This is a genomic window from Mycobacterium sp. (assembly GCF_035314665.1).
Taxonomy (GTDB): Bacteria; Actinomycetota; Actinomycetes; order Mycobacteriales; family Mycobacteriaceae; genus Mycobacterium.
Genome location: NZ_DATFZD010000387.1, coordinates 1 through 12530 on the forward strand (window position 1 = coordinate 1; position 12530 = coordinate 12530).

14 protein-coding genes are annotated in these 12530 nt (G+C 67.3%); 2 read left to right on the top strand and 12 right to left on the bottom strand.

Going from position 1 to position 12530, the window contains the following annotated elements; genetic code table 11:
- Positions 1-242 precede the first annotated feature (242 nt).
- The 3 genes from VKI00_RS27400 to VKI00_RS27410 all read right to left on the bottom strand — a co-directional run bounded on the left by VKI00_RS27400 (position 243) and on the right by VKI00_RS27410 (position 2067).
- Positions 243-635 carry a DUF732 domain-containing protein gene (locus VKI00_RS27400; RefSeq protein ID WP_324443831.1) on the bottom strand — a complete coding sequence of 131 codons (393 nt, stop codon included), beginning with the start codon at positions 633-635 and terminating at the stop codon, positions 243-245.
- 298 nt (positions 636-933) lie between these two features.
- Complete coding sequence (locus VKI00_RS27405; protein WP_324443833.1) at positions 934-1203, bottom strand: hypothetical protein; 270 nt, start codon at positions 1201-1203, stop codon at positions 934-936.
- Positions 1204-1377: 174 nt separating this feature from the next.
- Positions 1378-2067 (bottom strand): class I SAM-dependent methyltransferase, encoded by a 690-nt coding sequence (locus tag VKI00_RS27410; RefSeq protein WP_324443835.1) that lies wholly within the window; start codon positions 2065-2067, stop codon positions 1378-1380.
- Between the two features lie 45 nt (positions 2068-2112).
- Between VKI00_RS27410 and VKI00_RS27415 the strand changes: the two genes are divergently transcribed.
- The gene (locus tag VKI00_RS27415; protein WP_324443838.1) at positions 2113-2532 is read left to right on the top strand and encodes a MarR family transcriptional regulator; all 420 of its coding nucleotides are present in this window, start codon (positions 2113-2115) and stop codon (positions 2530-2532) included.
- Between the two features lie 63 nt (positions 2533-2595).
- On the opposite strand, the gene VKI00_RS27420 is transcribed toward VKI00_RS27415, so the two are convergent.
- Genes VKI00_RS27420 through rpsB form a run of 3 tightly spaced genes read right to left on the bottom strand, consistent with a single transcriptional unit; the run spans position 2596 to position 5691 of the window.
- On the bottom strand, positions 2596-4023 hold the full coding sequence (locus VKI00_RS27420; RefSeq protein ID WP_324443840.1) for an amidase: 1428 nt from the start codon (positions 4021-4023) through the stop codon (positions 2596-2598).
- 11 nt (positions 4024-4034) lie between these two features.
- Complete coding sequence (tsf, locus tag VKI00_RS27425) at positions 4035-4850, bottom strand: translation elongation factor Ts (RefSeq protein WP_324443842.1); 816 nt, start codon at positions 4848-4850, stop codon at positions 4035-4037.
- A gap of 1 nt (position 4851) precedes the next feature.
- Positions 4852-5691 (bottom strand): 30S ribosomal protein S2, encoded by an 840-nt coding sequence (gene rpsB, locus VKI00_RS27430; protein ID WP_324443843.1) that lies wholly within the window; start codon positions 5689-5691, stop codon positions 4852-4854.
- Between the two features lie 253 nt (positions 5692-5944).
- Here rpsB and VKI00_RS27435 point away from each other — a divergent pair, with 253 nt between their 5' ends.
- Positions 5945-6436, top strand: a complete 492-nt coding sequence (locus tag VKI00_RS27435; RefSeq protein WP_324443844.1) for a M23 family metallopeptidase — start codon at positions 5945-5947, stop codon at positions 6434-6436.
- A 3-nt stretch (positions 6437-6439) separates the two neighbouring features.
- Here VKI00_RS27435 and VKI00_RS27440 read toward each other — a convergent pair whose 3' ends face one another.
- The 6 genes from VKI00_RS27440 to VKI00_RS27465 are packed head-to-tail and all read right to left on the bottom strand — an operon-like array spanning position 6440 to position 12491.
- Entirely contained in the window at positions 6440-7342 is a 903-nt protein-coding gene (locus VKI00_RS27440; protein WP_324443845.1) for a tyrosine recombinase XerC, read from the bottom strand.
- Between the two features lie 32 nt (positions 7343-7374).
- Positions 7375-8535 carry an alpha-hydroxy-acid oxidizing protein gene (locus VKI00_RS27445; protein ID WP_324443846.1) on the bottom strand — a complete coding sequence of 387 codons (1161 nt, stop codon included), beginning with the start codon at positions 8533-8535 and terminating at the stop codon, positions 7375-7377.
- A gap of 39 nt (positions 8536-8574) precedes the next feature.
- Entirely contained in the window at positions 8575-9423 is an 849-nt protein-coding gene (locus VKI00_RS27450; RefSeq protein ID WP_324443847.1) for a siderophore-interacting protein, read from the bottom strand.
- 52 nt (positions 9424-9475) lie between these two features.
- Positions 9476-10615 carry a DNA-processing protein DprA gene (gene dprA / locus VKI00_RS27455; RefSeq protein WP_414687306.1) on the bottom strand — a complete coding sequence of 380 codons (1140 nt, stop codon included), beginning with the start codon at positions 10613-10615 and terminating at the stop codon, positions 9476-9478.
- Positions 10612-12123 (bottom strand): YifB family Mg chelatase-like AAA ATPase, encoded by a 1512-nt coding sequence (locus tag VKI00_RS27460; RefSeq protein WP_324443848.1) that lies wholly within the window; start codon positions 12121-12123, stop codon positions 10612-10614. The genes dprA and VKI00_RS27460 overlap by 4 nt, the downstream gene beginning before the upstream one ends.
- The gene (locus VKI00_RS27465; protein ID WP_324443849.1) at positions 12123-12491 is read right to left on the bottom strand and encodes a YraN family protein; all 369 of its coding nucleotides are present in this window, start codon (positions 12489-12491) and stop codon (positions 12123-12125) included. Before VKI00_RS27465 ends, VKI00_RS27460 begins: the two co-directional genes overlap by 1 nt.
- Between the last annotated feature and the right edge of the window lie 39 nt (positions 12492-12530).

Genomic DNA, 12530 nt, shown 5'->3' on the forward strand with positions numbered 1-12530 from the left:
CTTGCCCCGAAGCGAACCTACCTCGTCCGAACCGAGGTTGCCAGCGGCGGCTGATTAATTAACTATTTCAGGATTTTAACAAATCCGCATGCTAGAGCGTGGGCGAACGTAACGCCGCGGACGTCGTTGTCAGGGGCTGAGACACACGTCGTGCCACGACCGATGAGAGGCGATTGTGACAAGTGCGACACGTCAGGATTGACAGACATTCGCCAGGCAATCTTCTCCGGCATGATTGCACTTCAGGGCGCTGGAAGCTGGCCTTGGTGACTTGGACAGTAGACGTCCACCGATGCGGTGATGAATTTGATCGCGGTTCTTCTCACGCGAGCGGGATACAAACGCAAAGCCGGATTATCCTCAAAAGCACTATCCATCTCTTCGTTGGCTACAGCCTCGACCGGGGTGCCCCCATCGAGTTCGCCACAAATCTGATGGGCTCGAGCGATGAGCCCCGGCACATTATCGATAGCGGGAATCTGTTCCTGTTCGAGCAGCGCCACAAACTGATCCTGCTGGCCTGGGTCTGCGCCTGCCGCGCCAGCGCAAACAATTGCGGCGGTCAGCACCACCGCGGCGCTAACCAGAGCGGCTATGAGGCTACGGATGTTGGTGCACACGGCAGGATTTTCCATCGCTTTTGTGTCACCTGCTCGGCATCTAACTCGATCGACACCAAGCGGTAATGGTGGAGCCGTTTGGCGCCTGCAATGATGGATATCGTAGCTGGTTGTAATGGCGAGTCATCACTGGGCTTTCGCGCAGACCCGCAGATCGAGGGCGCGGCGCGACGGCCAGGTAGTCGCGTGATAGCGCCGGCGATCGCGGCCTTGATAACCACCGCATCGAGCGTGGTGGGTGCGGCACATTTGCCGGTGGCGGCACAAGGCACCGTGCTCACCGCACTGACCAGGCCAGCCCCCGCGGGCGAAGTTACGCCGACACCGCCACAGATCCCGCCACCGACGCTAAAGCCCACCGCGGCGCCAGTCGCGCCACCGCCGCCTCAAGCAGAACAACCGCTGCCTCCCCCACGACAGCAGCAGAGACCCCCACCACAACAGGCACCCCCGCCGCCGGCGGAAGCACCCGCACCAATACCGGAAGCACCCGCGCCAGCGCCGGAAGCACCCGCCCCAACACCAGAGGCACCCGCGCCAACACCGGAACCACCCGCACCACCACCGGAGGCGCCTCCTTCACCGCCTCCCGGACGGGGGCACGTCCGGCTCGCACCGTGAGGCAATGACTGCCGCTGTTCAAACCGGCGGGCTCAGCCGCCCCGAACCCGGCGCTTGTGTTTATTTAGTCGCCTCGACCAGTTCGGCGTTGGCCAGAGTTCAGCCAACTCCTTCGGCAGTAACGACTTTCGCGGCGTCAGCCCAGGTGCGCCCGGAGCAGCCAGGCCGCTATCGACTTGCGCCCATTGCCTTCGTCGCGGAGGTCGGCAGCCGGGAAGTTGCTGCCGTCGGGAACGTTGGCGTGAATGCGGGCGGGCCGGATCTCATCGATGACCCAGTACGGCGACACGGCATCGCGCAACTCGTCTTCGGTGACCGCGTTGGGCGGACCGTCCGGCATGCCCGCGTGGTCGAAGACCAGCACGAAGTAGGAGGCACCGGGCGCGGCAGCGCGAACGATTGACCGCTGGTAGCCGTCACGAAACTCAACGGGCATCGAATGAAACAGCGTGCTGTCGACGATCGTGTCGAACCGCCCTTCGGAACCGGTCGGCCAGCTGGCGAAGTCAGTGATGTCGGCCACCGCGAACGAGGCATTGCTCAATCCATGGCTGGCCGCCTCGGCCTTGGCCAACTCGATGGCAGTCGGCGAGGCATCCAGCCCGACGGTGTTGTACCCCAGCGCCGCCAGATGCAGTGACAGCGCTGCCTCGCCGCAGCCCGCGTCGAGCACGTCGCCCTTGATTTCGCCCTGATCGATGAGCGTCGCGAGCTCAGGTTGGGGCTCACCGAGACTCCACGGCGGTCGGGCACCCTCCCCGAATTGGGCGGCTTCGCCACGGTAGGCCGGATCGAAATCGAAATCGAACTTCTCTACTTCAGTCATATCCGAGATATATCAACTAGGCTGATATATGTCAATATGGTTGATATGAGCACTGCCCAAGATGCGCCACTTGGATACTTGCTGCATCAGGTGATGGCCACGCTGCGACCGGAGGTGGCCGCAGTGCTGAGTCCGCTAGGTCTGACGCTGCCCGAGTTCGTCTGCATGCGAATGCTTTCCATGAGTCCCGGGATGTCCAGCGCCGAACTCTCCCGGGAAGGCAACGTCTCGCCGCAGGCGATGAACACGGTGTTACACCGGCTGGAAAACGCACAGGTGGTGACCAGGCCCGCGTCGGTGCCATCCGGTCGCGCGTTGCCCGCCACGCTCACCGGATCAGGCCGGGCGCTGTTGAAGCATGCCGAGGCTGCCGTCCGGGAGGCCGACGGCCGTGTCCTCGACAAGCTGTCGACAGCCGAGCAGCGGGAGTTCAAACGGATGTTGGCAGCGCTGGGGACCGACTAGCCTGCATCGTCACCGCTAGTCCTGATGGCCCGGCTCCTCAGCAGGCCGTTGCGGCCTGCATCGTTACCGGACGTCTTGAATACGGGCCCACGGCCGGGCCTCTTCGAGTTCGTAGGCCAGCTCCAGCAGCCGGACTTCGGCTCCGGTGGGTGCGGAGAACATCATGCCGACGGGCAACCCGCTGGCGGATTCGGCCAGTGGCAGCGAGATCGCGGGCTCCCCGGTCACGTTCTGCAGCGGCGTGAACGCGACCCAATCTTGCAGCCGGTCGATGATCTGCTGGTAGTCGGCGGTCGGGTCGAGGTAACCAATCGGCGGCGTCTCGTGCGCCAGCGTCGGGGTCAGCACCACGTCATAGGTTCGGGCGAAGCGGGCGGTGTGGCGATGAGCGCCGCGCAGACGCACGAGCGCCAGCGGTAGCCGGTGCAGGTTGCGGCGGGCCAGCCGATCCAGCCCCAGGGTCAGGTTGTCCAATCGTGTGCGGTCGAAGCCGACCGCGCGCCGGCTGAACTGGATCTGGCCCAGCGCGAGCAGCCCCCAGTACAGCAAGAAGTCGGCGGCGAAACTGGTCGGCACCGGCGGCTTTTCGACATGGTCGACGCGGTGGCCGAGCTCTTCGAGCAGCCCGGCGGTTTTCAGTGTCAGCTCACGCATTTCCACGCTGCATTCACGCAGCAGCGAGCGGGTGATGACCGCGATCCTCAGCCGCGACTTGCCGGGGCGCGCCACGTCCCCGATCGGCGGCAGCTGCGGTGGGCGCCAGATGCGTTCGGCTTCACGGTAAAAGGCCGCCGTGTCGCGCACCGATCGGGTGACCACCCCGTTGGCGACCAGGCGAATCGGCATCCGGCTGACTTCCTTGTCCAGCGGCAGCCGACCCCGGGATGGCTTCAAACCGACAAGTCCGTTGCAGGAGGCGGGAATTCGAATCGAGCCACCGCCGTCGTTGGCGTGGGCGATCGGCACCGCACCGGCGGCGACAAAGGCGGCGGAGCCCGACGACGATGCGCCCGCGGTGTGGTCGGTGTTCCACGGGTTGCGGACCGGTCCGATTCGCGGGTGTTCGGCCGAGGCGCTGAATCCGTACTCCGACATCTGCGTTTTGCCCAGCGACGTCATCCCGGTGCCGAGGTAGAGCCGCGCGAATTCGCCGTCTTCGTCGGCCGGCCGCGCGGGCCACGCGTCGGTGCCCCGCATCGTCGGCAGCCCAGCGACGTCGACGTTGTCCTTGACAAATGTCGGTACGCCACTGAGGAAGCCACCGTTGGGCGGCACTGAACTCTTAGCCGCCTCGACGCGGGCTCGATCGAATGCCTGATACGCCAAGCCGTTCAGGGCGGTGTTGACCGCTTCAGTGCGTGCGATCGCCGACTCGACAACCTCGGCCCTGCTCACCCGACCGGATTGGATGGCATCGACCAGATCGACCGTGTCCAAATCGCCCAAGGCGTCATCATGGAATGAGCCGCCGAACGCGTGTACGTGTCGCATCTGCGCTGATGCTACTGCTGGCCGACCTCGAACCGGACGAAGCGCGTGACGATGACACCGGCATCGTCGAGCAGTGCCTTGACGGTCTTCTTGTTGTCGGACACCGATGGCTGCTCAAGCAACACGACGTCTTTGAAGAAACCGTTCAGCCGGCCCTCGACGATCTTGGGCAGCGCCTGTTCGGGTTTGCCCTCTGCACGCGAGGTCTCCTCGGCGATGCGCCGTTCGCTGGCCAGCACGTCGTCGGGCACGTCGTCGCGGCTCAGGTAACGAGCCTTGAGCGCGGCGATCTGCAGCGCGACGGCATGCGCAGCAGCGGTGTCGTCGCCGGTGTACTCCACCAGCACACCGACCGCCGGCGGCAGATCGGCCGAACGCTTGTGCAAGTAGGTTTCGACGGTGCCGTCGAGAAACGCGACCCGGCGCAGCTCAAGCTTCTCGCCGATCTTGGCCGACAGCTCGGCGATTGCCTGTTCGACAGTTTTGTCACCCGCGGTGGCCGCTTTGAGCGCGTCAACGTCAGCCGTCTTGGCCGCCGCGGCGGCACCCACCACCACGTCGGCGAGCTTTTGGAACTCCGCATTCTTGGCGACGAAGTCGGTCTCGCAGTTCAGCTCGATCAGCGCGCCGCCCTTGGCCGCGACCAATCCCTCGGCGGTGGCGCGCTCGGCACGCTTGCCGACATCTTTGGCGCCCTTGATTCGCAGTGCCTCGACGGCCTTGTCGAAGTCGCCGTCGGTCTCGGCCAGTGCGTTCTTGCAATCCAACATTCCGGCGCCGGTCAGCTCGCGAAGTCGCTTGACGTCGGCAGCGGTGTAGTTCGCCATATCAGCCTTCCGTGGAGGTTGATTCAATTGGGGTTTCGGCGGCAGGAGCTTCGGCCGACGCTGCCGCCGTCGCCGAGGCCAGCAGTTCCTGCTCCCACTCGGCCAGCGGCTCGGCGGACTCTGCCTCGGGCTTGCCGTCGCCGCGGCCGAGTCCGGCACGCGCCTGCAGGCCCTCGGCTACCGCCGAGGCGATCACCTTGGTCAGCAGGGCCGCCGAGCGGATCGCATCGTCGTTGCCCGGGATCGGGTAGTCGACCAGGTCGGGGTCGCAGTTGGTGTCGAGGATCGCGATCACGGGGATACCCAGTTTGCGAGCCTCGCCGACCGCGATGTGCTCCTTGTTGGTATCGACAACCCAGACCGCCGATGGCACCTTTGCCATGTCGCGGATACCGCCCAGGCTGCGCTCCAGCTTGTTCTTTTCCCGGGTCAGACCCAGGATTTCCTTCTTGGTGCGGCCCTCAAAGCCCCCGGTCTGCTCCATCGCCTCGAGCTCCTTGAGCCGCTGCAGCCGCTTGTGCACGGTGGAGAAGTTGGTGAGCATGCCGCCCAGCCAGCGCTGGTTGACATACGGCATCCCGACGCGAGTGGCCTCGGCGGCGATGGACTCCTGGGCCTGCTTCTTGGTACCGACGAACAGCACCGAACCGCCGTGGGCGACGGTCTCCTTGACGAATTCGTACGCCTTGTCGATGAACGTCAGCGTCTGCTGCAGATCGATGATGTAGATGCCGTTGCGGTCGGTGAAAATAAACCGCTTCATCTTGGGATTCCAGCGGCGGGTCTGGTGCCCGAAGTGAGTGCCGCTGTCGAGCAGCTGCTTCATGGTTACTACGGCCATGCTTATGCCTTTGTGTGTCGGTTGTCGCCCAGCGTCGGGTGAAGCCGGGCCCTGGCGGCTGCTGCGATGCCGGACCCTGTTAAGGGACCGCCCGGCATGCGGTGCGAACTCCTAGTGGAACGGGAGACGCGGTGCAGACGCGCGAAGTCAGTCCGTTGGTACGGGCTGCGGGAAGCAGTTTACACGGTCTCAGCAAGTGCTTTGTCCACAGTGCTGGCTGGCCGGGTTGACGGTGCCACGGTGAACTGCGGATATGCGATTGCTACCGCTGATCTTGGCCGTGGGACTGATTTGGGCGTGCCCGGCGCGCGGTGACGATCCCCGGCTGGACTGGCCGTTGCGGCCGCAGCCGGCGGTGCTGCGAGACTTCGACGCCCCGGCGCCGGACTGGAATCGCGGTCACCGCGGTGTCGACCTGGCGGGCAAGCCCGGCCAACCGGTGTACGCCGCGGGCGCGGGAACCGTGGTGTACGCCGGGATGCTCGCCGGGCGGCAGGTGGTGTCGTTGGCACATCCGGGTGGATTGCACACCAGCTACGAGCCGGTGCAGGCCAGCGTGCGGGTCGGGCAGCTACTGCCCGCCGGGGCGGTGATCGGCGAACTGCTGCCCGGGCATTCGGGCTGCCCGGTTGCGGCGTGCTTGCACTGGGGAGCGATGTGGGGCCCGGCCGCCCGCGCCGACTACGTCGACCCGCTGGGGTTGCTGGCGTCGACGCCAATCCGGCTCAAGCCGCTGCACGGATGAGCGTCAAGCCCGCGGATGGGCCCGGTCGTGCACCGCGCGCAATCGGGCAACAGTGACATGGGTGTAGAGCTGGGTGGTGGCCAGGCTGGAATGACCGAGCAATTCCTGTACGACGCGTAGGTCAGCCCCGCCCTCGAGCAGGTGAGTGGCGGCGCTGTGCCGCAACCCGTGCGGCCCCATATCCGGTGCGCCGTCGACTGCGGCGACGGTCTGATGCACGACGGTGCGGGCCTGGCGCACGTCGAGTCGCCGTCCCCGAGCGCCCAACAGCAGCGCCGGCCCGGACTCCGCGGTGGCCAGCGCGGGACGCCCACGGGCCAGCCAAGCGCTCAACGCATCGGCGGCCGGCTCCCCGAACGGCGCCGTGCGCTGCTTGTCGCCCTTGCCGAGCACGCGCAGCAGCCGATGCCCGGTGTCGACGTCGTCGATGTCCAGGCCGCACAGCTCGCTGACCCGGATGCCGGTGGCGTACAGCAACTCCACGATCAACCGGTCCCGCAGCGCCAGCGGATCACCTTGCTGGCAACCGGATTTCGCGGCCGCCATGGCGGCGAGGGCCTGGTCTTGGCGCAATACCGACGGTAGGGTGCGACGCGTCTTCGGCACCTGCAGCCGAGCAGCCGGATCGTCGGTAAGCAGCCCCTGCCGCACGGCCCAGGCGGTGAACGTCTTCACCGCCGACGTTCGGCGCGCCAACGTGGTGCGGGCAGCGCCAGCGCCGGCCCCGGCGGCCAGCCACGACCGCAGCAACGGCAAACTCAGCCCACGCAGGCCGGTCCCGGGCGTGCGTTCGTCCAGGAAGGCGAACAACGACCGCAGATCGCCCAGGTATGCGCGACGGGTGTGCGCCGAGCGAAGGCGTTGCAACGCCAGGAAGTCGTCGAACTCGTCGAGGATCGCCTCCACCCGCCCACGGTCGCAGACGCCGACGGTGTGACTCAGCTGACGCGCCGCAACGTGTCCGGAGTGAGATCAGCCAGTGATGGATAGCCGTCGACGGCCATAGTCAGGTCAGCTTCGGCCAACAGCGTGCGCAGCACGTGCACGATGCCGTCGACCCCGCCCAGCGCCAGGCCGTAGGCGTAGGGCCGCCCGATGCCCACCGCAGTGGCGCCCAGCGCGAGGGCTTTGACGATGTCGGCGCCGCTGCGGATCCCCGAGTCGAACAGCACCGGCAGCCCGTCGGCGGCCTCGACCACGTCCGGCAGGCAGTCCAGCGCGGGCAAGCCGCCGTTGGCCTGCCGGCCGCCGTGGTTGGAGCAGTAGATGCCGTCGACGCCGCCGTCCTTGGCGCGCCGCGCATCGTCTGGGTGGCAGATGCCCTTGACGATTAGCGGCAGCTTGGTCAGCGAGCGCAGCCACGGAAGGTCGTCCCAGGTCAGTGGGTTGCCGAAGACCTGGATCCACCGCAGGACGACGCCCTGCGGGTTCTCTTCGGGTGGCTGCGCCAGACTCGCCCGGAACACCGGGTCGCTGGAGTAGTTGCTCAGGCAGTGCCCGCGTAGCTGGGGGAAGTTCGACACGCCCAGGTCGCGCGGACGCCAGCCCGTTACCCAGGTGTCGAGGGTGACGACGATGCCCTTGAAGCCGGCCGCCTCGGCGCGGTGCACCAGGCTGGCGGCCAGATCGCGGTCGGTCGGGGTGTACAGCTGGAAGAATCCCGGGGTCTCGCCGAACTCGGCCGCGACGTCTTCCATGGGGTCGACGGTCAGCGTCGAGGCGACCATCGGAACGCCGGTGCGGGCGGCCGCGCGGGCGGTGGCCAGATCGCCGTGACCGTCCTGGGCACACAACCCGATGATCCCAATGGGCGCCATGAACACCGGCGCGGGCAGCGTCATCCCGAACAAATCCACCGACAGGTCACGTTCCTTGGCGCCGACGAACATCCGCGGGATCAGTCCCCAGCTCTCGAAGGCCTCGCAGTTGGCCCGCTGGGTCCGCTCATCCCCGGCCCCGCCCGCGACGTACGACCACACCGACGGCGGCAGTGCCTTTGCGGCCTTGGCTTCCCATTCCGCGAATACCATCGGCAGCGACGGCGCCACTCCCGTCAGGCCCTGAAAATAGATCTCGTTTTGATAGTCGCCGAATGCCATGCGATGAGCATGCCAGTCGGGGTTCAGGCTGACGAGCCTCTAGTCAGCCCCGGCCTCAGCCTCAGCCAGTTCCCTCTTCCACTGACGGAACGTCTCTTCGGTGCGACCGCGCCGCCAGTAACCGGAGATCGACGCCCACTTCGCTTCGACTGCACGGTCTTTGCGGATGTAGGGCCGAATGTTGTGCATCACCGCCTGCGCTTCGCCGTGGACGAAGGCATGCACCTGCCCGGGAAGCCAGGCCGCGGTCTTGACCGCCTCGATCAACGGCGCGTGGTCGCCTGCTCGATCCTCGCCGATCAGATCGGCGCGTCCGCCGCGGTAAATCCAGTTGATCTGGACACCGTCCGGTGCGATCAGCGGGATTTCATCTTCGGGTCCGGCAATCTCAATAAAGGCCTTGCCAATTGTGTTGGCGGGCAAGGCTTCCAGCGCAACGCCGATTGCCGGCAGGGCGGTCTCGTCGCCGGCCAGCAGATGCCAGTCGGCTGCGGGATCCGGCGAGTAGGCCCCGGACGGCCCCATCAGGTACGCCGGCTGGCCTGGCTCGGCCGTTGCGGCCCAATGTCCGGCCGCGCCGTGCTCACCGTGCACGACGACGTCGATCGCGATCTCGCGGGCGACCGGGTCGGCGCGGCGCACGGTCAGCGTCCGAATTGCGGGCTGCTTGGCGGCGGGCAGCTCGGCGAAACTGTCCAGCGTCAGCGGCCGGGGCAAGCCGGCCACATCGACGTCGTCGTCGACGAATACCAGCTTGACGTAGGAGTCGGTGAACTCGCTCGGCCTGAAGGTGTCAAACCCGCTGCCGCCGAGCACAACCCGAACCATGTGCGAGGTGACGTTTACGCTGCGCACCACTTCGAAGGTGTGCACTGGTCGACCGGCCACGTAGTTCCCTCCCCTTTACAGCGGACCCCGTCGACTATACGAGCCGCCGCCATCACGGCGGGGGGCTCCGTTTCCGGACGATCCGCCAGCGGCCGTCGTGTCGCTCGGCCAGGCCGGCGATCTCCAGCATTGCCAGCGGCGCCAGGATACGCGCGGGCTGCAACGCGGCGGCGACGGCGATCTCGTCGACCGTGGCGGCCCCGCGCCCTGGTAGCGCCTCATAAACCTGTCGCTCGGCGTCGCTGAGCCCGTCCAGCGCCGTTGCAGGGCGGGGCTGCTCGGGCGCCAGCTCACCGACGTGGCCCACCAGCTCGACAATGTCCTCGGCGCGGGTGACAACCTCGGCGCCGGCGCGCAGCAGGGCGTGGCACCCTGTCGACGCCGACGAGGTCACCGGCCCGGGTACCGCGCCCACCACCCTGCCCAGCGCTCGGGCCCACGCAGCGGTGTTGGCCGCGCCGCTGCGCAAACCCGCCTCCACCACCACCGCCGCTCCGGCAAATGCGGCCACCAAACGGTTGCGGGTCAAGAACCGGTATCGGGCCGGTCGCACCCCGGGTGGGTATTCGGTGACCAGCAAGCCGTTGCTGCCGATACGATGCAGCAGCCCTGAATGCCCAGCGGGATAAGGGATGTCAAGCCCACCAGCCAAGACCGCGACGGTGATGCCCTCGACTGCCAGCGCGGCGCGGTGGGCCGCGCCGTCGACGCCGTAGGCCCCGCCGGAGACCACCGCGACGTCCTGCGCGGCCAGCCCGGCTGCCAGATCGGCAGCCACCTGTTCGCCATAGCTGGTCGCCGCCCGCGTTCCGACAACGGCGGCTGCCCGGTATGCCGTCTCGTCGAGCCTCGCCGGCCCCATCGCCCACAACACCAGCGGTGGTCTGCCTTGTGGCTTCGCGGCGACGGTGTCGCCGCCGAACGCGGCGAAGGCCAGTATCGGCCATTCGCCGTCGTCGGGCGTGATCAGCCGACCGCCGCGGCGAGCGAGCAAGTCGAGATCGTCTGCGGCCTTGTCGATTTCGCGTCTTGCCTCGGTGTGTCGGGCCAGGACGTCGTCGACCTGACCCCGCCGCACTCGTTCGGCCGCGTCTATCGGCCCCACCCGATCCACCAGGGCGGCCAGTTCCGCGCAGGGCGGTTCGACCACCCGGGACAGGTAGGCCCATGCTCGGAACGTCGGGTCGGTCATCGTGACGCCCCGGGTTGGCGAAAGCTCAAGGCGACGGCCACCTCGTCGCGACCGGGTGAACCGCGGCCCGCCAGATCGGACAATGTCCAAGCAACTCGCAATGTCCGGTCGACGCCCCGGATGCTCAGCAGCCCGCGCTCCAGCGCACTGCGCAGCGGCTGCATCGCCGCACTGCCAAGCCGGAAACGGCGCCGCAGCAGCGTTCCGCTGACCTCGGCATTGGTGCAAAATCCGTGTGGGCGCCAACGCTCGGTTGCCGCATCGCGGGCCAACGCCACCCTGCCCCGGACCTGGGCCGTCGATTCGGCGTCGGTGGTCGCGAAGGCGCTCATCCGCACCGGATGCATTTCGACTCGCAAGTCGACGCGGTCCAGCAGCGGCCCCGACAACCGGCCGAGATAGCGTCGTTTGGCCGCCGCCGCGCAGATGCAGTCGCGCGGATCGGCCGGGGCGCACGGACAAGGGTTGGCGGCCAGAACCAATTGAAAGCGGGCGGGATAACACGCCACCCCGTCTCGGCGGGCAAGACGAATCTGACCGTCCTCCAAAGGCGTTCGCAACGCCTCCATTACATTGACGCTGACTTCCGCGCACTCATCGAGGAAGAGCACCCCGCGGTGTGCCCGGCTGACGGCGCCCGGCCGCGCCATTCCCGAGCCACCGCCGACCAGGGCGGCGACGCTGGAACTGTGATGCGGCGCGACGAACGGCGGCCGGGTGATCAGCGGCGTGGCATCCGACAGCAGGCCGGCCACCGAATGAATGGCGGTCACCTCCAGCGACTCGCTGTCTGACAGCGATGGTAGAAGCCCCGGAAGGCGTTGTGCCAGCATCGTTTTGCCCACGCCCGGCGGGCCGGTGAGCATCAGGTGATGCGCCCCCGCAGCGGCCACCTCGACGGCGAAGCGGGCCTGAGTCTGCCCCACGACGTCGGCGAGGTCCGCCGACGGCTCGGCTTCCGGAACGATCCCGCTAATCCGCTCGTCTAACTGCGCCGACCCGCTGAGCCAGCCCTGCAGTTGCGCCAAGGTCCGCACGCCCCAGACCTCGATGCCGTCGACCAGGCTGGCTTCCGGGAGGTTCTCCACTGGAACCACCACGGCTTTCCAGCCCTCACCCTTGGCCGCCAGCACGGCCGGCAGCACCCCGCGCACCGGCCGAACCCGTCCGTCGAGAGCCAACTCACCAAGCACCACAACGGCTTCCAGCTGCCGCCACGGCGTCTTGCGCTGCGCCGACAACACTGCGGCCGCTAGCGCGAGGTCGTATACCGAGCCCATCTTCGGCAGCGTCGCCGGCGAAAGCGCCAGCGTGAGCCGAGACATCGGCCAGCGGTTGTTGCAGTTGGTGATCGCCGCCCGGACCCGGTCCCGCGATTCCTGCAGCGCGGCGTCGGGCAGACCTACCAGGTGCACACCCGGCAGGCCCGAGGTGATATCGGCTTCAATCTCGACGATCGCGCCGTCCAGTCCCAGCACCGCGACGGAAAACGCGCGACCCAGCGCCATCAGCCGATCCCCTGCAGGTGACTGATTTCCGGAGTACGACGCCGGCCGATACGCACGCCGATCACATCGATGCGAACGGCCGCCCAACCTTGCACCTGGGTGGCCAGCCACATCGCGGCCAGCCGACGTAGCCGGCGGGCCTTCTGCTCGGTCACCGCTTGCGCGACACCCCCGAAACCGTCGCCGGTTCGGGTTTTGACCTCGACGAACACCAAAGTATTCGTTGTCGGGTCGACGGCGATCACATCCAGCTCGCCGTACCGGCAGCGCCAATTGCGGGTCAAGATTCGCAGGCCCAGGCCGGTCAGGTGGTCGGTGGCCAACTGCTCACCGAGCGCTCCGATTTCGGCCCGCGTCAACATCGTCATGCGGCCACACTGCGGCAGGTCGCCGACAGGCATGTGCAC

Bases quoted from the DNA above. Each gene is read 5' to 3' on its own strand.
- VKI00_RS27400 (WP_324443831.1), bottom strand. From the start codon at position 635: ATGGAAAATCCTGCCGTGTGCACCAACATCCGTAGCCTCATAGCCGCT.
- VKI00_RS27410 (WP_324443835.1), bottom strand. From the start codon at position 2,067: ATGACTGAAGTAGAGAAGTTCGATTTCGATTTCGATCCGGCCTACCGT.
- VKI00_RS27415 (WP_324443838.1), top strand. From the start codon at position 2,113: ATGAGCACTGCCCAAGATGCGCCACTTGGATACTTGCTGCATCAGGTG.
- VKI00_RS27420 (WP_324443840.1), bottom strand. From the start codon at position 4,023: ATGCGACACGTACACGCGTTCGGCGGCTCATTCCATGATGACGCCTTG.
- tsf (WP_324443842.1), bottom strand. From the start codon at position 4,850: ATGGCGAACTACACCGCTGCCGACGTCAAGCGACTTCGCGAGCTGACC.
- rpsB (WP_324443843.1), bottom strand. From the start codon at position 5,691: ATGGCCGTAGTAACCATGAAGCAGCTGCTCGACAGCGGCACTCACTTC.
- VKI00_RS27435 (WP_324443844.1), top strand. From the start codon at position 5,945: ATGCGATTGCTACCGCTGATCTTGGCCGTGGGACTGATTTGGGCGTGC.
- VKI00_RS27445 (WP_324443846.1), bottom strand. From the start codon at position 8,535: ATGGCATTCGGCGACTATCAAAACGAGATCTATTTTCAGGGCCTGACG.
- dprA (WP_414687306.1), bottom strand. From the start codon at position 10,615: ATGACCGACCCGACGTTCCGAGCATGGGCCTACCTGTCCCGGGTGGTC.
- VKI00_RS27460 (WP_324443848.1), bottom strand. From the start codon at position 12,123: ATGGCGCTGGGTCGCGCGTTTTCCGTCGCGGTGCTGGGACTGGACGGC.
- VKI00_RS27465 (WP_324443849.1), bottom strand. From the start codon at position 12,491: ATGACGATGTTGACGCGGGCCGAAATCGGAGCGCTCGGTGAGCAGTTG.